This window comes from Campylobacter sp. BCW_6871 (genome assembly GCF_001762325.1).
Taxonomy (GTDB): domain Bacteria; phylum Campylobacterota; class Campylobacteria; order Campylobacterales; family Campylobacteraceae; genus Campylobacter_D; species Campylobacter_D jejuni.
The window spans coordinates 75,236-92,434 of the sequence record NZ_MJWQ01000066.1; the positions used below are offsets into that span (position 1 = coordinate 75,236).

Annotated in this window: 19 protein-coding genes and 4 pseudogenes; all 23 read left to right on the forward strand. The window is 28.4% G+C overall.

Going from position 1 to position 17,199, the window contains the following annotated elements; all coding sequences use genetic code 11:
* Positions 1 to 349: pseudogene (locus AJ930_RS10585) on the forward strand (Rha family transcriptional regulator); the annotation flags it as partial.
* 333 nt (positions 350 to 682) lie between these two features.
* Positions 683 to 1,717: an SU10 major capsid protein gene (locus tag AJ930_RS07790; protein ID WP_070275125.1), complete on the forward strand. Its 1,035-nt coding sequence runs from the start codon at positions 683 to 685 to the stop codon at positions 1,715 to 1,717.
* Positions 1,717 to 2,121 (forward strand): hypothetical protein, encoded by a 405-nt coding sequence (locus AJ930_RS07795; RefSeq protein ID WP_070252223.1) that lies wholly within the window; start codon positions 1,717 to 1,719, stop codon positions 2,119 to 2,121. Before AJ930_RS07790 ends, AJ930_RS07795 begins: the two co-directional genes overlap by 1 nt.
* Positions 2,102 to 2,296, forward strand: coding sequence for a hypothetical protein (locus AJ930_RS07800; protein ID WP_002799287.1), 195 nt, complete (start codon positions 2,102 to 2,104; stop codon positions 2,294 to 2,296). The genes AJ930_RS07795 and AJ930_RS07800 overlap by 20 nt, the downstream gene beginning before the upstream one ends.
* 2 nt (positions 2,297 to 2,298) lie before the next feature.
* A complete protein-coding gene (locus AJ930_RS10590; protein ID WP_070275126.1) occupies positions 2,299 to 4,941 on the forward strand; it encodes a hypothetical protein in 2,643 nt (880 codons plus the stop codon).
* Between the two features lies 1 nt (position 4,942).
* The gene (locus tag AJ930_RS07810; protein ID WP_070275127.1) at positions 4,943 to 5,392 is read left to right on the forward strand and encodes a hypothetical protein; all 450 of its coding nucleotides are present in this window, start codon (positions 4,943 to 4,945) and stop codon (positions 5,390 to 5,392) included.
* 12 nt (positions 5,393 to 5,404) lie between these two features.
* A pseudogene (locus AJ930_RS07815) lies at positions 5,405 to 6,040 on the forward strand (DUF4376 domain-containing protein).
* Complete coding sequence (locus AJ930_RS07820) at positions 6,037 to 6,501, forward strand: hypothetical protein (protein ID WP_002801917.1); 465 nt, start codon at positions 6,037 to 6,039, stop codon at positions 6,499 to 6,501. Before AJ930_RS07815 ends, AJ930_RS07820 begins: the two are co-directional and overlap by 4 nt.
* A pseudogene (locus AJ930_RS07825) lies at positions 6,491 to 6,862 on the forward strand (DUF1353 domain-containing protein). The gene AJ930_RS07820 and the pseudogene AJ930_RS07825 overlap by 11 nt, the downstream one beginning before the upstream one ends.
* Entirely contained in the window at positions 6,859 to 8,025 is a 1,167-nt protein-coding gene (locus tag AJ930_RS10595) for a hypothetical protein (RefSeq protein ID WP_070275128.1), read from the forward strand. Before AJ930_RS07825 ends, AJ930_RS10595 begins: the two are co-directional and overlap by 4 nt.
* Before the next feature lie 13 nt (positions 8,026 to 8,038).
* Entirely contained in the window at positions 8,039 to 8,500 is a 462-nt protein-coding gene (locus AJ930_RS07835; protein WP_070275129.1) for a DUF5675 family protein, read from the forward strand.
* A gap of 230 nt (positions 8,501 to 8,730) precedes the next feature.
* A complete protein-coding gene (locus AJ930_RS07840) occupies positions 8,731 to 9,150 on the forward strand; it encodes a hypothetical protein (protein WP_044778778.1) in 420 nt (139 codons plus the stop codon).
* Positions 9,068 to 9,265: a hypothetical protein gene (locus AJ930_RS10065; protein ID WP_002781772.1), complete on the forward strand. Its 198-nt coding sequence runs from the start codon at positions 9,068 to 9,070 to the stop codon at positions 9,263 to 9,265. Before AJ930_RS07840 ends, AJ930_RS10065 begins: the two co-directional genes overlap by 83 nt.
* Positions 9,258 to 9,749 (forward strand): hypothetical protein, encoded by a 492-nt coding sequence (locus AJ930_RS07845; protein ID WP_070275130.1) that lies wholly within the window; start codon positions 9,258 to 9,260, stop codon positions 9,747 to 9,749. The genes AJ930_RS10065 and AJ930_RS07845 overlap by 8 nt, the downstream gene beginning before the upstream one ends.
* Complete coding sequence (locus AJ930_RS07850; RefSeq protein ID WP_070275131.1) at positions 9,749 to 11,473, forward strand: hypothetical protein; 1,725 nt, start codon at positions 9,749 to 9,751, stop codon at positions 11,471 to 11,473. The genes AJ930_RS07845 and AJ930_RS07850 overlap by 1 nt, the downstream gene beginning before the upstream one ends.
* 116 nt (positions 11,474 to 11,589) lie before the next feature.
* Positions 11,590 to 11,739, forward strand: a complete 150-nt coding sequence (locus tag AJ930_RS07855) for a hypothetical protein (RefSeq protein ID WP_004306029.1) — start codon at positions 11,590 to 11,592, stop codon at positions 11,737 to 11,739.
* Positions 11,740 to 11,742: 3 nt separating this feature from the next.
* Entirely contained in the window at positions 11,743 to 12,435 is a 693-nt protein-coding gene (locus AJ930_RS07860) for a tRNA1(Val) (adenine(37)-N6)-methyltransferase (protein ID WP_070275132.1), read from the forward strand.
* Entirely contained in the window at positions 12,425 to 12,799 is a 375-nt protein-coding gene (locus tag AJ930_RS07865) for a YkgJ family cysteine cluster protein (RefSeq protein ID WP_002870978.1), read from the forward strand. Before AJ930_RS07860 ends, AJ930_RS07865 begins: the two co-directional genes overlap by 11 nt.
* On the forward strand, positions 12,772 to 14,049 hold the full coding sequence (locus tag AJ930_RS07870; protein ID WP_070240577.1) for a tetratricopeptide repeat protein: 1,278 nt from the start codon (positions 12,772 to 12,774) through the stop codon (positions 14,047 to 14,049). The genes AJ930_RS07865 and AJ930_RS07870 overlap by 28 nt, the downstream gene beginning before the upstream one ends.
* Positions 14,046 to 14,822: an indole-3-glycerol phosphate synthase TrpC gene (gene trpC, locus AJ930_RS07875; RefSeq protein WP_070240576.1), complete on the forward strand. Its 777-nt coding sequence runs from the start codon at positions 14,046 to 14,048 to the stop codon at positions 14,820 to 14,822. The genes AJ930_RS07870 and trpC overlap by 4 nt, the downstream gene beginning before the upstream one ends.
* A 9-nt stretch (positions 14,823 to 14,831) precedes the next feature.
* Positions 14,832 to 15,314, forward strand: a complete 483-nt coding sequence (locus tag AJ930_RS07880; RefSeq protein ID WP_070240575.1) for an HIT family protein — start codon at positions 14,832 to 14,834, stop codon at positions 15,312 to 15,314.
* Positions 15,307 to 16,305, forward strand: coding sequence for a tRNA 2-selenouridine(34) synthase MnmH (mnmH, locus tag AJ930_RS07885; protein WP_070240617.1), 999 nt, complete (start codon positions 15,307 to 15,309; stop codon positions 16,303 to 16,305). Before AJ930_RS07880 ends, mnmH begins: the two co-directional genes overlap by 8 nt.
* 253 nt (positions 16,306 to 16,558) lie before the next feature.
* A pseudogene (locus AJ930_RS10070) lies at positions 16,559 to 17,151 on the forward strand (hypothetical protein).
* Positions 17,152 to 17,199 lie beyond the last annotated feature (48 nt).

Here is a 17,199-nt window from a genome sequence, read left to right on the forward strand (position 1 = left end):
AAGACTAAGAAATATTGAATATGAGAAGCACGATAAGTTAGCTTTTAGACAAAGCTTAGGTTACAAATCTCAATTAGCACAGCAAAAGCAAAAATATGAGAATGAGATTAAAGCTTTAAAGTATGATTTAGAACAAAGTAAAAACAATTTTAAAGATAAATTAAATTGTATATTGGCTAAAAATGGCTTATATGCCTTTGATTTTAAAACTTTTAAAAATTATGCCTTAAAGCTAGAAAAAATGTTAAAAGATTTAAAAGATGATGAAAACAAAGAGAATAAACTACTTTTAAGAATGCAAAATGATTTCTTAGAATGTTTAGAACTTTATAAAAGTATAAATATTTGAAGTCTTCACCCTGCTTTTTTTGAAGACTTTTTAGTGTTTTAAGGACAAACTAAGCAGGGTTTCTTTAAAATATCATTAACTATATTAAAAGATTAGTTCTTATCTAGCTCTTTATCGCTACGATAAGGACTACTAAAAGCATTAAGATTATAATAACTTCGTTCATCTTAACCTCCTTTCAAACTTTTTACAAAGTCTTCAAAGAGATATCCTTAAAACCATAAAATTATACATAAAAAATACTTAAAAATTTAATTTCATTTCAAAACACACTATATTTGAAATAGTCATTTTTGGAAAAATCCTTAAAACTAAACTAAGGAGAATTCAAAAATGGCTTTACCTTCAATGGGACATACCCCACCCGCAACAGAAAATGTTAAGTTAAAACAATCAATATATGAAACGATTATTAAAATTGGAGCTACTGAAACACCAATTCTAAATAAAATAGGCACTTCAAAGGTTACAAATCCTTTAACTCATAGTTGGATTACTGATACTTTTGAAGAACCAAAAAAGAATGCAAATTTAGAGTTAAGTAAATTTGTAGGTGAGACAAAAAACACAGCTCAAAAAACTACAAATGCTACTCAAATATTCATTACCGAAGCCATGGTATCAAAAGCTTTATTAAAAGCAAATCAATATGGTGGCAATGAAATGGAGTATCAAATCGGCAAAAAAACCAAAGAACATAAAATGGATATGGAATATGCTTTATTTGGTCTAGACAGAGATAGTGATGTAAAAAAATCAGTTTTCAAAGATTATGTTCAAGCGCAAGAAGCAACAAGTGGAGAAATGGCTGGACTTTTTCATTATATCGCTAAAGGAAAAGATAGCTTTGCTGATGGAAAGCGTGGAAATGTATTAGCTTTTGATGAAACAGGAGATTGGAGTGGAACTGCAACAGAACTAACAGAAGATAAACTCAATCAAATTTTGCAAACCATTTGGAATAGCGGAGTTACGCCTAAAGATGTCTTTTTAGGAGCTGACTTAAAAGGAGCTATTAACAAATTTGCTACAAGAATTTTAGGCAATGAAACAAAACTAGTAGGACAAGTAGTGAGCCTTGAAACAGATTTTGGAACGGTAAATTTCCATATGCATAGATTATTAAGCCCTAAATATGGTTTGGGTGATGTTTTAATTGCTGGGGATTTTCAATATATGAAACATGGGCTTTATATTCCTACTATGATTGAAGATGTTCCAACTGATATTACTGCAAAAGCAAAAAGATTTTATACGCAAAGCACTTTAGAAGTAAGAAATGCTGATGCTTTTGCTATAGGAGTGGGATTAACTAGCGGAAATAATGCAAAGGCTAAAGCGGTTTTAAAAGCAGCAAAAGGTGTGTAATGCTTTGTATTATGGCTAAAAAACTCGTTATCGCTAAAGTTAAAAATTCTTACAAAATGATAGAAGATGATGAAGTTTTAAAAGCCTATTTTATGGAAGCATTTTATTATATTTTATCAAAATGTGTTCCTAGCGTTCTTTTAAAAAATGTAGAACAAGGCGAAAAAGTTTTTAGGCAAGTTAGAAATAATCATTTTTTGATTATTCCTGATGAGCCTGATTTTGATAATGAAAAAGAACATTTAATGATAGATGAAACACTTAGTTTTGCTGTGATTAATTATGTTTGTTATTTGATTACAAGATGCGAAGAAAAAGACTTTCTGGCATTATGCGACAAGATAATTTATGAGTATATAGCTAATGATGGCAAGGAGCTTGATGATGAAAGAACATGGTTGTAATTGTAATTTCACAAAAAAATTTAATAGAGCTTTGAGTTATAAAGACTATGTGCAAAGTATAAATAGTGCTGATTTTATAGCTTATTTAGATGATAAAAAATGGCTTTTAGCCATGGATGATCTGCTTTTCTTTTGTGAAAAGAGAATTAAAGACAGTGATTATTACGAAGGTTAAAAATGGGAACAAGTTTAAACGAATTAAAAACAGGTAGAGAAAAACTTGAAATCATAAATCAAGTTTTAGCTAGAATAAACAGCATTTCAGAAGCAATAGACAATACAAGACTTGATGAAGTTGTAGGCTTAAAACAAGCTTGCGAATCTTTAAAAAATGAATGTTTAAAATTTAAAAATGATATTGTAGATAAAAATGATGATATTTTAAGCAAATATGATGATATTAATAAAAAATATTCAAATATAAGTGAAAAATACAACAATGTAAATGCAAAATTTGATTATATTAAAGAAGCGTATGAAGATTTTTCTTTAAATAAACAAGAAATACAAAACATTAAAGATTTTTTAGAAAATAATACAGAAGAGTTTGAGAATTTAAAAAAAGATATACAGAAATATGAAGAAATAAAATTTAATTTAGATAATTATATTAATGAAATTAAACAAAATAAAGATTTTGTAAAAGAATATTTTGATTTGAACACAAAAATTAAAGATGAAATTTTAAGTGAACTTAATCATGCTTTAGAAATTGTAGATAGCTTACATTTAAATGTTGATGAATTAAAAGAAATAAAACCTGAATTAATAAGTATTAAAAAAGAAGTAAAAGATTTAGCAAATGAAGCAAAATTAGTAGTAAGTGAAGCAAGCGAAATTATAAAAAATAAAATTAACACTATATTCTTTGAAAACCAAAGATTAAATCAAGAAATGATAGATAGTGTTAAAAAGCTAGAAGAAATTAAATTTGATATTGGAGTTAAATATAAAGAAATAGCTAGTGCATATGAACTACTTTTAGAAAGCAAGCAAAATATAGAAGATTTAAGAGAAGTTATAGCTTTATATAAAGAATTTGAAAATGATATAACATCTTATTCCCAAATTATAAAAGATTTTAAAAGTAAAATAGAAAATTTAGAACGAGATTTAAAATCACAGTCTGAAAGTATCTACTCTTCTTTAAATGATAAACAAAATGAAATATTAAAAAATTTAAATGAAGTAAAAAATGAAGCTTTAGTTAAATTTGATGAACTTACAGCAAAATGTGAAGGGTATAAAATACATTTTGAGCAAAGTTATGATAGGTTTAATCAAAGAGCTTTGATAGCTAATGAAGATTTAGGTAGGTTAGCTGAAGTTGCTAAAAAAGAACTAGGTAATGATAAGTTAATTTATGAAACAGAATTAAAAGTTTTAGCTGAAGAAACAATAAAACAAATGGAAGAAATGCTCAAAGGTTTAAGTGATGAAAGAAATGAAGTCACAGAGGTTTTTGAAACTCAAAAGAAAGAATTTACTACTCTTGTAGATACTTCTAAAGTTATGATTGACAACTTAAATCATATTTTTAATGCGAATTATCAAGCAAAGAAAAATGAGTTTAGTATTATTTTTAATGAAAAATTGCATAGTTTAAACGAGAATAAGCAAGATTTTTTAAATGAGCTTGTGAGCGCAAAAGAAAACGGACTCAATAAAATAAATGAAACAAAAGATCAAAGCCTTAATGAAATAATCCAAACAAAAGAACAAGGACTTAATGAGCTTGAAACTAAAAAAGGTGAGTGCATAGATGAGATTGACAATCAAGCAAGAATCTATGATATAAGTGGTGTTAAGGCTAATGTTGAATATCTTCTTTCTTTGCTTAATGAGAAAGATGATGGTAAAGATGATGGAATTAAAGATGAAATTGCAAATATAGAGCAAGGTATAAAAGATAAAGAACAAGAGCTTGAAGAGATAAAAAAGCAAATTGAAGAAGCTTTAAACAATAATGATGAATTAAAGCAAAAAAATGAGGAATTAAAGGAAATTAAAAATCAAATCGATGAGGCTTTAAGTCAAGAACCACCTGCTGATACAAGCGAACTTGAAGAGAGAAAAGAAGAACTTGAAAATCAAATTGCTGAGCTTGAAAAAGAGATTGCTGGTGAATTAATTAACAAAAAAGAGGAAATTGAAAAAGAACTTGAAGAAGCTAATCAAAACTTAGAGGACAAAAACAATGAGTTAGAGCAAAATGAAAAAGATAAAAAGCTAATTACACAAAAAGTATTAGATATAACTATTAAAACTTTAGAAGCGCTTATAGATACAAAAGTAAGTTTAAATGGTGATGAAGAGATAAATGGAAATAAAACTTTTGCTAATCCTATTTTAGTAAAAGTAGATCCAACTAATGATAACCATTTAACAAATAAAATCTATGTAGATACCGCTTTAAATACAAAAGCAAATTTAAATGGAGATAATATATTTAATGGCACAAATACTTTTAATCAGGCATTAACTTCTCCAACCAATCCAACAAATGATAATCACTTAACTAGAAAATGGTATGTAGATTATGGTGGTGGAATTAAAAATCTTGGCACAACTGGCAGTATAAATCTAGATTTAAGACAAGCTCAACATTTTATTTTAACAGCAAATGCAGGAACAAGCATAGGAATAGCTAATTTTGGAGGAGTAGGAAAAAGCGGAACAATAACCATAAATAATTGTCAAAATGTAGTAGCTTTTAATGCCCCTTTTAAATTTAGAATAGCTCAAAGTGGATTTAGTGGCACTGAAACTTTTGCTTATTTTTGCATAGCTTCGAATAATGTAAGATTAGTAAGGACTTAAAATGAATTGTCTCCTTCTTTCTAATAATGGTATAGCACTAAATTTACCTCCATCTTTAGGAGGCTCGGTTGCAAATTATAATTATATGTTAAAGCTAGACATGATTTATAAACAAGCAGTGGTATTGCCATCAAATATTAATAATAAAGAAGTGGTTATGTTAGGCGAAGTTTGGACGACTGGAAATATGTCTAATAAAACTTCTGCAAATACTTTGCATATCACATGGAACAATTTTAACTCTAGTGTAGAATTGCATGCTTTAAGTAAATATTACACTGCCAATGCAAAAATCAAAGTAGAGAAAAAATTCAATTTTGGAAATATAAACAACTTACAAATAATGCTAAGTTCTTGGCAAAGCGGTAGTTCAAATGCAAGTGCTGGTTGGAACTTAAATGATGGGAATAGATTAAACCCAAGAGCAAATTTAACATTATACTGGAATTAAGAAAGGGTAAATATGTTTTATGATTTAAAAAATAAAAGTTTAAAATATGATGATATTTTTTTAAAAGATGTAAAAATACAAAACGAAGAAGGTGAAATTGATGCACAAGATACTTATTTTTTAAGTGCTTGCGATGATAAGCTTTTAAAAGAGCTTGGTTTTGCTAAAGTTAAAGAAGAAGAAATCCCAAGTTTTAATGAAAAAATTGAAGAACTTCGCCAAATTCAAACTTATGATGAAGAAAATAATCTTTATATTATTTCTTATGAGATTAAATAAAAAGCATTAGAAGAGTTAAAAGAATTAAAATTAGAAGAACTAAAAGCTATAAAAGAAGAAAAGCTTTTGTTTATGCCTTTTAAAAATACTATATTTCAAATTGATACGGAAGCAAAAATTAATATTAGCGGAAAAGTTAGCGAGATAATGTTAGCAAATCTCAATAATACTCCTTTGGAAAATATTGCTTGGATTGATAAAGATAATAAAATCATTACATTTAACAAAGAAGAATTTTTAGAATTTGGGGTTGGTATCGCTAAATATACTGAAAGTATTATTTTTAAAAATGATGAACTAAGAAATAAAGTGAAAAATGCTACATCTTTAGAAGAATTAAATTTAATTGCATGGGAGAGTAAAGAATGAATAACTTAGAAAACAACACTAATGTTATTTTATTTGCAGGCAGTGCTATATTAGCTTTTTTTTATCAATTTTTAGCGTATTTTAAAATAGAAACAGCTCAAGTTATTGTTTTGCTCATTGTTTTTAGCTTTTCAGGTATAGCCTCTATGATTAAAACTTTAGCTCTAAGAAAAAATTTTAGAAATTTTTTAATCACAGATATTTTAAGTAAAACTTTAATGTTTTTTGTGCCTTTTATCTTAGCTATTATGGCTAAGCAAATCAGTGTTTTTTACTATCTTGTGGATTATTCTTTTAGCTTTTTAACCATAGGTGAGTTTTTAGCATTTTTAATCAGTGTCCAAAGCATTAGGAAAAAAGAAGATATTAAAGAAATGGACTTTTATAATCTTTTTATAGAAAAATTTAAAAATATAGCAAACAAATATTTAAAATTAGAAGGCGATAAAAATGAAAAATGAATTAAAAAGGGTTTGTGTAAAACCTTATGATAAAGATAGATTTGAAGTGATACAAGATTATGAGTTTATTTTGCCAAATTACAAAGGCATTGTACCACAAGGTTTTAAAACTGATGGAGCGAGTATTCCACGCCTTTTTTGGTCTTTGTTTCCACCTTTTAAAAGTGAGTATTTTAGCGCTTGTGTTGTCCATGACTATTTGTGTATAAATGCAAAATCAAGAGATGATTATAGGCTAGCTGATCTTGTTTTAAAAGAAGCAATGCAAGCTTAAGAAATAAATAAATTTAAGATTTTTGTTTTTTATTACTCTTGTAATTTATTTCATCAGATCAAATGTTTAATAAAGGGGATAAGATGAGTTTAGAACAGGTTATAAATACTCAAAATGAAAGTTTAAATCAAATTATAAGTAGTTTACAAGAATTAGTTTTAAGTTATAAAAATGGTAATTTGAGTTTAGAAGATGTTAAAAAATTAATTAACGAAACTATTGAAAATATATTAAATGATTACATAAAAGAAAGCGAGCTAAAAGAAAAACTAGAAGCCTTGCTAGAAGAGCTTGGCATCAATGCAAATATCAATGAAGAGAGTTTAAAAGAAGTTGTATTAAAAGTTGTTTTAGAAAATCAAGAAAGTTTAAAAGGTGATAAGGGTGAAAACGGGTTAAGTGCTTATGAGATTTGGAAAAAGCAAGTTGGAAATGAAAATAAAAGTGAAGATGAGTTTTTAGCCTCATTAAAGGGTGAAAAAGGAGATAAAGGTGACAAGGGAGACAAAGGCAAGGATGTAAACTCTGATTTAAAAGAATTACAAATTATTAATGGTAAAAAACTCAAAGTAGAGTTTAAAACCATTCAAGCAAGTTCTGCCTATCCTTTAAAAACCTTAGCTCTTTCAAGACTTGGAATTAAGTTAGTTGGAGATGATGATTATTTAAAAATTAATAGCTTAGAATTTTTAGATAACTCTAATAATAATCTTTTATTAGCAAATATAGAAAATGAAACTTTAAATAAAGCAGCAAATGAACATGCTAGTACTTTACCTGCTGAGTTTAGTTTAGAGAGTGCTAATACTGAGAGTTTAAGTTCTTTTGCAAAAGTAAAAATTACCTCAAATGGGGCTTATCAATATGGAAATCGCTATACTCCATACTATGCTTTTAGAGAGTATGATGAAAAAAATATTAGTGTGTTTTTAGCTAATGATGGATTAGAGAATCCTTTTTATACTATAGAATGTGAACTTTCAAAACCTATAAAAGAATTTAAATTCACCCCATGGGGAAAAGGAGTGGGTGGATCTTTCTTTAGTGAAAATCTAAATATTAAAATTTATATAGATGATGTGCTAATTAAAGAAATTAACTCTTTAAATCCAAATGGTAAAGAAATAGATACAGATCTTACTATAAGTTTTAACATTCAAGAAAATAAACTTATCTATGATGAGTTTAGAGACAATTTAGAACAAAGATTTAGACAAATAGAAAATAAGCTTATAGCATTAGGAAATTAAACAAAGGATTATAATGAAAATAAAAATTATTAGAAGATACATAGCTAATACTTGTGTTATTGGTAAATTTAAGGTTTTAAATGATGATGATAATATTCTTTTTGAATGCTTTTCTTTAGAGGAAGACAAAGAAGGTTTAGAGAGTGGTAAAGATTTAAGAATACCTGAAGGAAATTATAATTTAAAAAGACATCCGGGAAGTCGGTTTGAAGCGACTTTAAGAAAGATTACAGGGAACGATAAGGACACTATGTTAAATGTTTATAATGATTTAGTGCCTTATGAAAGACACATTTTAATACACTGGGGAAACACTGACAAAGATACTGAAGGTTGTATTTTGCTAGGACTTACCAAAGATAACAATAACGAAAGCATAGGACAAAGCAGACAAGCTTGCAAAGAATTTTATGATTTGGTGTATGGTAAAAATCTTGAAGACATTAAATTAGAAATAACAAATGAGTTAGCATAGAAAGGAGATAAAAGTTTAAGTAGGTTAAAGTTTACACCCCGCTTTTGCGGGGCAAGGCTAATAAGCCTTGACTATAATTACACAAAGTAGTATAATTATAATTATAAACTTCTGGTATGACATTTATATCACCACCTTTCGCGGGTGGAATTTAGCCATAGGGGGTCAGACCTACGGCTAACCCTTAGGGGTATTATACAAAAACCTTACTTAAACTTCTAAAACAAAATATGATAAATCTTTTATTTGGAAATGCAAAGCTTTATATCGCCTTAGCTTTAATGGCAATCTTAGCAGGATATTTTTATCTAAGACTTGATAGCACAAAGGCAAAATTAGAAAAAAGTCAAAATGATTTAGCCTTAGCTTTAGAGATTAATAAAAACAACGAAGCAAGGCTAAAAGAACTTACGCAAATTCATAAAGCAGAATTAAAAGCAATCAATGAAGCAAACAATCAAAAAAACGAAGTTAAAGAAAGGATAGAATATGTTAAAGAATACATTTATAAAAGCAATGAAAATAATATTACCAAGCTTTTTAACGATGTCGTTGATAGGTTGTGGGATGCAAACTCAACAAGTAGTAACCAAAATAGAAATTCAAAAAGTAAGAATTCCGCAAGAGTTATTAACACTAAGCCCCCTTGAAAAGCCAATAGCAAAAAATGAACTAGATATTTTAAATGCTTATTCTATGCTTTTTTACAAATACAAACAGTGTGAAATTCAGATAAGCAAAATAAAGGAGCTAAATAATGAGTAATACAAATGTTGATTACAACAAAAGACTTGAAGCATTTAAAGAAATTTATCCGCAAATTTTAGAAATGAGTTTAGCAGAAAAATCTCCATTTGGAGAATTTAAAAAGCTTTTAGAACAATTTGGAAACGATAATGTTATAAGAAATGACCAACAATTTCAAAGCTTGGCACAAGCGTTGGTAAGTGTTGGACAAACCATAGTGGCTCAAAGTCAAAATACAGCTTTATCCATGATTTTACAAGGCGATGAAAACGAGCTTAACGCTGAAAAAGCTTTACTTTTAAGAGCTCAAACAGAAACAGAAAAAGCAAAACCTGCATTAATAGCTAAACAAACTTCACAGATAGATGATAATTTAAGAATAGAAGCTGCAAAAGTTACACAGAGTGTTCAATTTGGATATTGTACCGGTGGTCTTGATATACCACAAGAAATTATGAAGCTTGTTAAAGAAAAGATAGAAAATATAGAAAAGTCTTCATAATGCTTATAGATGAAAAAAGGCTTATGAGAAATTATACTCTTAAGCCTGCTTATCCATCAAACATAGGAGAATTGGATACACAAGAAGTATATAAACAATGGTTTACCTATGCTATGATAGGGGTAAATAAATATGTTGAGCTTTTACATAAACAACTTGTAAGAAAAGGTAGAAGTCAAATTCAAAATATAAACCATCCGCTATTTAAAAATTCGTATATAGTGAAAAAATATAACATTAAAAGTTCTAGCACTGCACCTTATAATAAGGAAAACTATAATGATTTAGGACTTAACCAATTTTTCGTAGGGCAAGATCCATACAAACCTTATCAAGGAGATCCTAGTAGTGAAAATGGAATATATCATGATATTTGCGAAATAAGAACTAATTATAATTTAGGGGGTATGCAGTATTATTATGGTTTTCCAAATAATTTAGCTCTTTTATTTGAAAAAGAAAAAGCTTGGAAATATAATGGAAAAGGATTTTTTTATATTGATGAAAAAATAAATTTCAAAGATATATTAAATAAGGCATTGGAAAATATAAATTATGACATGCTTATAAATGATATAGAAGTGGTTATTTTTTCTCAAACCATCCAAAAAAATAATGAATGGATATATCCTAGTATTGATGATATTAAAATACCAGAAATTAAAGTAGAAAATGTTGAATTTAAACCAACTTTTGGAAAACCTTATAAAAAATTATGCATTGATGTTGAAAAATTTTATAATGATTTTAAAGAATTAAATAAAAATATATTTAGAATCGAAAAAGTAGAAATAACCTATAATGTATATGAGAAAGCACAAAAAACTAGAGAGAGTGATCCGAGTAAAATATATTATACTTTAACAAGCAAAAAGATATCTTTTTTTGAAGTATTTAACTCAATAAAAGAAAATTATAAATGCAAATATGCAACTCCTTTATGTTTTTATAATAGTTTTAATTTAGTTTGTTATGAAGAACCTTATATAGCTTATTCATATCCAAGTAATAAAAGCTTTGGAAAAAAAGATACAAGTGTTACGTCAAGCGTATATCCACTATATAGAAAAAGTTCAAATTTGCCTTATGGGCGTAGAGATAGATGGTTTGCATTATGGGATAGTTTTTATTATCTTTATGTATACGAAAAATCAAGCAAAGGAATTTTAAGCTTTTTAGTACCTATTGTTACTATTATTTTGGCTGTAGCTACTTGGTGGATTGGCGGACAAGGTGCATGGCTAGGAACATTGATAGGGGTTAGCGAAGGTGTAGCTGCGGGCATCACACTAGGAATTAGCTTAGGTTTAGCCGTGGGTTCACTTACTGGAAATAAATTATTTTCAATTCTTAATGCTGTTTGGGGTTTGGTTAATTTTTTAGGTGCTTGGGGTGCTAATAATTGGAATTTAGCTGCAGATTTTACAAAAAATACAGCACAAGTAGCACAAGAAATGACAACTTTTGAATCAACTTTAAATATTATTGGAAATTTACTAAGTGGAGCTAGTAAGATTTTTGATGTTGTTCAAAGCATTACAGCAGATACTCCTGGTATGATAAATGAGCAAAGCGATGATTCTGATAATGAAGGTGGAAATGGAAGTGAAGTTGAAGAATTAGCAAAAGATGCAATTAATCCAACTTTATGGTATAATTTTGAAACTGCAGATATATTAAATGAAAAAATAGAAAAGAAAGAAAAACCTATTTTTATATTTTAATTTTTGTAGCCATTTTGTAGCCAAATTAAATTTTAAATATTTAAAATTTATATTTTATGGTATTTTATAGTTATTGTTAGGTGTTCGCCGTGGACACTATTTTATGAGGTGTTATTATGATAAAAATTGCTTTTTTTATAACTTTTGTAATTTCTTTTTTGGTAGCACAAAGCCCAGTAAATTTTAAAGAAGATAATAATATAACAAAAGAACAAAATATATTTAAAGAACAACCTCCAAAACGCATTAAAATTCCAACTCATTAAAATATGGTTACGCTAGCGCAATTATCACAAGGATATCGTTACAATAGTGATTCTTTAATTTTAGCCGATTTTATTTTAAAACAAGGAATTAAAGGCGCTGTTTTTGATGTAGGTGCAGGCTGTGGTATCATAGGTATTTTACTTAAAAAAAATATTGCAAATTTAAGTTTATCTTTGATTGATATTCAAAAAGAAAATATAAAATTGATTGAAAAAAATTTAAAATCCAACCAAATACAAGGCGATATTTTTCATGATGATTTCAATCAATTTCAAAGCATAAAAAAATTTGACTCCATAGTTTGCAATCCTCCATTTTATAGACAAGGAGCTTACAAGAGTGAAGATCAGCATAAAGCTATAAGTAAATTTCAAGAATTTTTACCCTTGCATAGCTTTTTAACTAAAGCAAATTCTATGCTTAAGTCAAATGGTGCTTTGTATTTTTGCTATGAAGCTTTAGCTTTAGATGAAATTTGTTTTATTTTAAAAGATATGAAAATGAAAATAACAAAGCTTTGCTTTGTACATACACATCCAAACAAAAAAGCAAGACTTGTTTTGATACAGGTAAAAAAAGGTTCAAAATCTCCTTGTGAGATTTTACCTCCTTTTTTTGTATATGAAAATGAAATTTTAAGCAAACAAATGCAAGAAATTCACTTAAAATTTAGGTTAAAAAGTTATGATATTTGATAAAAATTTTTCTTATGCTTTTGATGAAAATGCTTGTGAGAAATGTGGTGGAAAGTGTTGTACTGGAGAAAGTGGTAATATTTTTGTAAACAAGGAAGAATTAGAAGCATTAAGAAAGCATTTAAATTTAGAAAGCAAAGAATTTGCTGAAAAATACTTGAGAAAAGTGGGTTTTAAAATGAGTTTTAAGGAAGTCGAATTTGAAGATGGCTTTGCTTGCATTTTTTTTGATACCCAAAAAAGAAATTGCAGTATCTATGATTTTCGTCCAAAACAATGCAGAACTTTTCCATTTTGGGAATATTTTAAAACACATCAAAAGGAATTAGAAAAAGAATGTATAGGTATTTGTTATTTGTCTTAGCAGCCTTTTTTTTGGCAGCTTGTGGAAGTTCAAAAATCAATGTTGTTTATCCTGATTATACAAAATATAAAAGCAATGATTTTGATTTAAGGGTTATGAAGGCTTATAATTATGAGTATTATAAACAATACAAAAAAGCCAGAGATGAATTTTTAAGTCTTTATCAAGATTACAATAATACTCATTTTTTAGAAAATGCATTTTTACTTACTTTAGCAAACAGTCTTGACAGGCAAGCAGAGTTAAATAATCTAGCAAAGCCTTATTTAAATCAAAATGACAATCTTAAGCGACTTAGTGCTCTTTATGCTTTAAATTCAAATGATATCAATAATGCTCAAAAACTTATGAAAGAGCTTTTAACAAAAAAAGATAGCGATCCTAGAAATTTAGAGCTTTATGGTGATATTTTGGTTAAAAAAAATGATTTAAAAAATGCCACAAAGTACTATAGATCTGCTTATAATCAAGTGCAAAACGAAGAAATTTTATTTAAACTCATAGGAATTTATGCGATTTTAAATGATACTTTAAATATTAAAAATGTTTTAGAATTTTCAAGAAAAACTAATGGTTGCACTCTCAAAACTTGCGTTTTGCTTGCTAAAATTTATTTTGATGAAAAAAATATCGAAGCTTTAAAAAGTATATATAAAGAGCTTTATCAACTTACCAAAAATAAAAGTTTTGCATTGGCTTTGGTTGAGCTTTTAAATTCTCAAAGCAAAACAGAAGAAGCTTTAAAAATTTCTTTGCAGTATGATTTAGATGATGATATTAAACTCGCTTTGTATCAGAATTTAAAACGCTTTGATGATGCTAAAAAAATGAGTTTAGCTCTTTATCACAAAACAAAAAATAAAGAATATCTTCTACGAGCGGCAGTTTTTGAATTTGAAGCTGCAAATGAAGCTAAAAAAATCACTCCAAAAGTTATTGATTCTGTAAAAGAAAAATTCGAACAGGCTATCGATAAAAATAGCAATGCTTTGTATTTAAACTACTATGGATATTTGCTCATAGATTACGATTTAGATGTTAAAAAAGGCATAGAGCTTGTGAAACTTGCCTTAGAAAAAGATCCACAGAATTTGTATTATTTAGATTCTTTAGCTTGGGGGTATTATAAACTAGGCGATTGTAAGCAAGCATGGGAAATTTTAAAACAAACATTAGATGATAAAGAATTTGCAAATTCTGATGAGAGCAAAGCTCATATAAAAGCGATAAAGGCGTGTATAAAACCATGATATTGGATAAAATTTTTGAAAAAACAAAAGAAGATTTAAAAGAACGCAAACTAAAACTTCCTTATGATATGTTAGGGCGTTCTTTAGCTTCAAATCCTTTCTTTCCAAAAGATGTGATTAAGGCTTTAAAAAGAGTAGAAAAAGAAGTTAAAATCATAGCAGAAGTAAAAAAAGCAAGTCCCAGCAAGGGAGTCATTAGAAAAGACTTTGATCCTTTAAGTATTGCTTTAAATTATGAGAATAACAAAGCTGCGGCGATTTCTGTTTTGACTGAGCCACATTTTTTTAAAGGTTCTTTAGAATACTTAAGTCTTATACGCCGTTATACGCAAATTCCTTTACTTAGAAAAGATTTTATCTTTGATGAGTATCAAATTTTAGAAGCTTTGGTTTACGGGGCGGATTTTGTATTATTAATCGCTAAAATGCTAAGCATGAAAGAGCTTAAAAAACTGCTTGAGTTTGCAAGACATTTAGGTCTTGAGGCTTTGGTTGAAATTCATGATAAAGAGGATTTGAGTAAGGCAATTTTTGCTGGAGCGGATATCATTGGTATCAATCATCGTAATTTAGAGGATTTTACTATGGATATGAGTTTGTGTGAAAAACTTATCCCACAGATCCCAAATTCAAAAATCATCATCGCAGAAAGTGGTTTAGAAAATAAAAAATTTTTAGATCATTTACAAAATTTAGGCGTTGACGCTTTTTTAATCGGCGAATATTTTATGCGTGAGGAAGATGAAGGAAAGGCTTTAAAAGCTTTGCTTTAAGGAGGGAAAATGCAATATTTGTATGCACCATGGCGGAGTGAGTATTTTGAAAAAGAAAAAACTGTTTGTCCATTTTGTGATTGTGCCAATAAGATCAAAAGTGATGAAGAATTAGGTGTGATTTTTAGAGCAAAGCATTGTTTTGGAGTGATGAACCGCTATCCTTATTCTGCGGGGCATTTTATGGTGATTCCTTATGTACATGAAGAGCATATAGAAAATTTAAGCGATGAAATTTGGCAAGAAATGAGCCATTTTGTGCGTTTGGGGGTAAAAATTTTAAAAGAGCAAATCCATGCAAATGGGGTCAATATCGGTATGAATTTAAGCAAAGATGCAGGAGCTGGCATAGCTTTTCATTGTCATTATCATCTAGTGCCACGCTGGGCAGGAGATACAAATTTTATCACAACCATAGGAGAAACTAGGGTTTGTGGCACTAATATCGAGCAAGTTTATCAAAAACTTGTTTTGGCTTTTAAAAATGCTTAGTGAAGTTGAATTTACAGAATTTCAAAAAGAAAATTTCTCTCTTTTAATCGATGCAAGAAGTCCTAGAGAATTTTTGCATTCTCATTTGATAGGAGCTTTAAATTTTTATGCACTCAATGATGAAGAATATCAAGAAATAGGAACGATTTATAAGAAAAATCAAGCTTTAGCCAAGGCTAGAGGTGCGAGTTATATTTGTCAAAATACCGCTAAACATATATTAGAAATCACTCAAAATTTTCGCATAGGAGAAAAGGTGGGGATTTATTGTTCTCGTGGGGGTTTGCGTTCAAAATCTATCGCAGTGATTTTAAGTGAGCTTGGTTTTAGAGTGGTGCGTTTAAAAGGTGGCTTTAAAGCTTATAGAACTTTTGTAACGCGTTATTTTGAAAATGAAATAAATTTTGATTTTTTTGCTCTTTGCGGCAATACAGGCTGTGGAAAAACAGAGCTTTTAGAACAACTCCCACAAGCTATAAATTTAGAAAAAATGGCAAATCATTTAGGCTCATCTTTTGGTGATATTTTAGGAAAACAACCTACGCAAAAAGCTTTTGAAGCAGAACTTTTTCACAATATGCAAAATTTAGAAAATTTTGCTTTCATAGAAAGTGAAAGTCGCAAAATAGGGGATATCATCTTACCTTTGAAATTTTATGAAAAAATGCAAAAGGCTTTTAAAATTTATTGTTTTTGTTCTTTGGAAAATCGCCTTAAAAGAATACAAAAAATTTATCAAGAAAAAATGACTCCTTTAAAATTTCAACAATGTGTGCAAAAAATCAGCCCTTATATCAGCTTAAATTTACGCCAAGAATTGCTTCAAAGTTATGAGAAAAAAGAATGGCAAAAGCTTATTATTATACTTTTGGAATATTATGATAAAACTTATAAAAAACCAGACAAGATTGATTTTGAGTTAAATACCGATGATATTTTAAAAGCTCAAGAAGAGCTTTTAGATCATTTTAAAGCGCAATTACTTTTTTAATATTAGATAATTTTATTAAATAATCAAATTTTTTCTTCATCATCTTACAATAATCCTTTTTTATCTTTGTTGTTTTTTAGCTTGGCCCAAATTTGTATTTTAATGCTAGTAAATTTGAATCATAGAGAAGTAAAATATTTTTTAAATCATTTTAAATATAATTATCTTGTAATTATATTTTGTAAGAAAGGGTAGGTAAGCGAATGCGGTAAATTCAAGTTTTATTGTATTGTGTACTCTGCTAGTTTTGCTTATGACTCCAGCTTTGGCAATGTTTTATTTGGGTATGGTAAGAAGTAAAAATACACTCAATACCATAATGAATTGCTTTATTGTTTTTAGTGTCATTACTTTACAATGGGTAGTGCTTGAGTGGCTCATCCATAAAAACCAACTATTTTAGGTGGACTTAGCGGGCTTGTAGTTGCGGTTATGTAGATTTTATGCTTCTCTTGTTATAGGGGCTTTGTCTTCTGTATTTTGTTATTTTGGTTTGAGTTTTATTAAATACAAACTCAAATAGGATTGATTCTTTAGATACTTTTTCTTTACACGGAATCGGAGGTGTTTGGGGAGGAATTGCTACAGGGCTTTTTGCAAGTGCTAAAGTAAATCCTAATGTGATTGCTTAAAATGCACTTGGCGAGATTTTATATCAGTGGAAGTTTAGAGCTTTTAAAAGAGCAAATTCTTGCTATTATGATTTGTATGTTTTTTCAGCTCTCATAAGCTTTATTATTTTTTAAGATCATTTCTTACTTTGCAGACTTAAGAGTGAAAGAAGAAGTAAAACAAAAAGGCTTAGATGTGAGTTTGCGCGGAGAAAAAGCTTATACTTTGGCTTAGTCAGCTAAATTTTTACCAAAAAGTCCTTGTTAATCTTTAAAAAAATGA

What these genes read in the sequence shown, in the direction of transcription:
- AJ930_RS10065 (WP_002781772.1), top strand. Translation starts at nt 9,068, where the DNA reads ATGCAAACTCAACAAGTAGTAACCAAAATAGAAATTCAAAAAGTAAGA.
- AJ930_RS07850 (WP_070275131.1), top strand. Translation starts at nt 9,749, where the DNA reads ATGCTTATAGATGAAAAAAGGCTTATGAGAAATTATACTCTTAAGCCT.
- AJ930_RS07880 (WP_070240575.1), top strand. Translation starts at nt 14,832, where the DNA reads ATGCAATATTTGTATGCACCATGGCGGAGTGAGTATTTTGAAAAAGAA.
- AJ930_RS07855 (WP_004306029.1), top strand. Translation starts at nt 11,590, where the DNA reads ATGATAAAAATTGCTTTTTTTATAACTTTTGTAATTTCTTTTTTGGTA.
- AJ930_RS07840 (WP_044778778.1), top strand. Translation starts at nt 8,731, where the DNA reads ATGATAAATCTTTTATTTGGAAATGCAAAGCTTTATATCGCCTTAGCT.
- AJ930_RS10590 (WP_070275126.1), top strand. Translation starts at nt 2,299, where the DNA reads ATGGGAACAAGTTTAAACGAATTAAAAACAGGTAGAGAAAAACTTGAA.
- AJ930_RS10595 (WP_070275128.1), top strand. Translation starts at nt 6,859, where the DNA reads ATGAGTTTAGAACAGGTTATAAATACTCAAAATGAAAGTTTAAATCAA.
- AJ930_RS07835 (WP_070275129.1), top strand. Translation starts at nt 8,039, where the DNA reads ATGAAAATAAAAATTATTAGAAGATACATAGCTAATACTTGTGTTATT.
- AJ930_RS07800 (WP_002799287.1), top strand. Translation starts at nt 2,102, where the DNA reads ATGAAAGAACATGGTTGTAATTGTAATTTCACAAAAAAATTTAATAGA.
- AJ930_RS07795 (WP_070252223.1), top strand. Translation starts at nt 1,717, where the DNA reads ATGCTTTGTATTATGGCTAAAAAACTCGTTATCGCTAAAGTTAAAAAT.
- trpC (WP_070240576.1), top strand. Translation starts at nt 14,046, where the DNA reads ATGATATTGGATAAAATTTTTGAAAAAACAAAAGAAGATTTAAAAGAA.
- mnmH (WP_070240617.1), top strand. Translation starts at nt 15,307, where the DNA reads ATGCTTAGTGAAGTTGAATTTACAGAATTTCAAAAAGAAAATTTCTCT.
- AJ930_RS07820 (WP_002801917.1), top strand. Translation starts at nt 6,037, where the DNA reads ATGAATAACTTAGAAAACAACACTAATGTTATTTTATTTGCAGGCAGT.
- AJ930_RS07865 (WP_002870978.1), top strand. Translation starts at nt 12,425, where the DNA reads ATGATATTTGATAAAAATTTTTCTTATGCTTTTGATGAAAATGCTTGT.
- AJ930_RS07870 (WP_070240577.1), top strand. Translation starts at nt 12,772, where the DNA reads ATGTATAGGTATTTGTTATTTGTCTTAGCAGCCTTTTTTTTGGCAGCT.
- AJ930_RS07860 (WP_070275132.1), top strand. Translation starts at nt 11,743, where the DNA reads ATGGTTACGCTAGCGCAATTATCACAAGGATATCGTTACAATAGTGAT.
- AJ930_RS07810 (WP_070275127.1), top strand. Translation starts at nt 4,943, where the DNA reads ATGAATTGTCTCCTTCTTTCTAATAATGGTATAGCACTAAATTTACCT.
- AJ930_RS07845 (WP_070275130.1), top strand. Translation starts at nt 9,258, where the DNA reads ATGAGTAATACAAATGTTGATTACAACAAAAGACTTGAAGCATTTAAA.
- AJ930_RS07790 (WP_070275125.1), top strand. Translation starts at nt 683, where the DNA reads ATGGCTTTACCTTCAATGGGACATACCCCACCCGCAACAGAAAATGTT.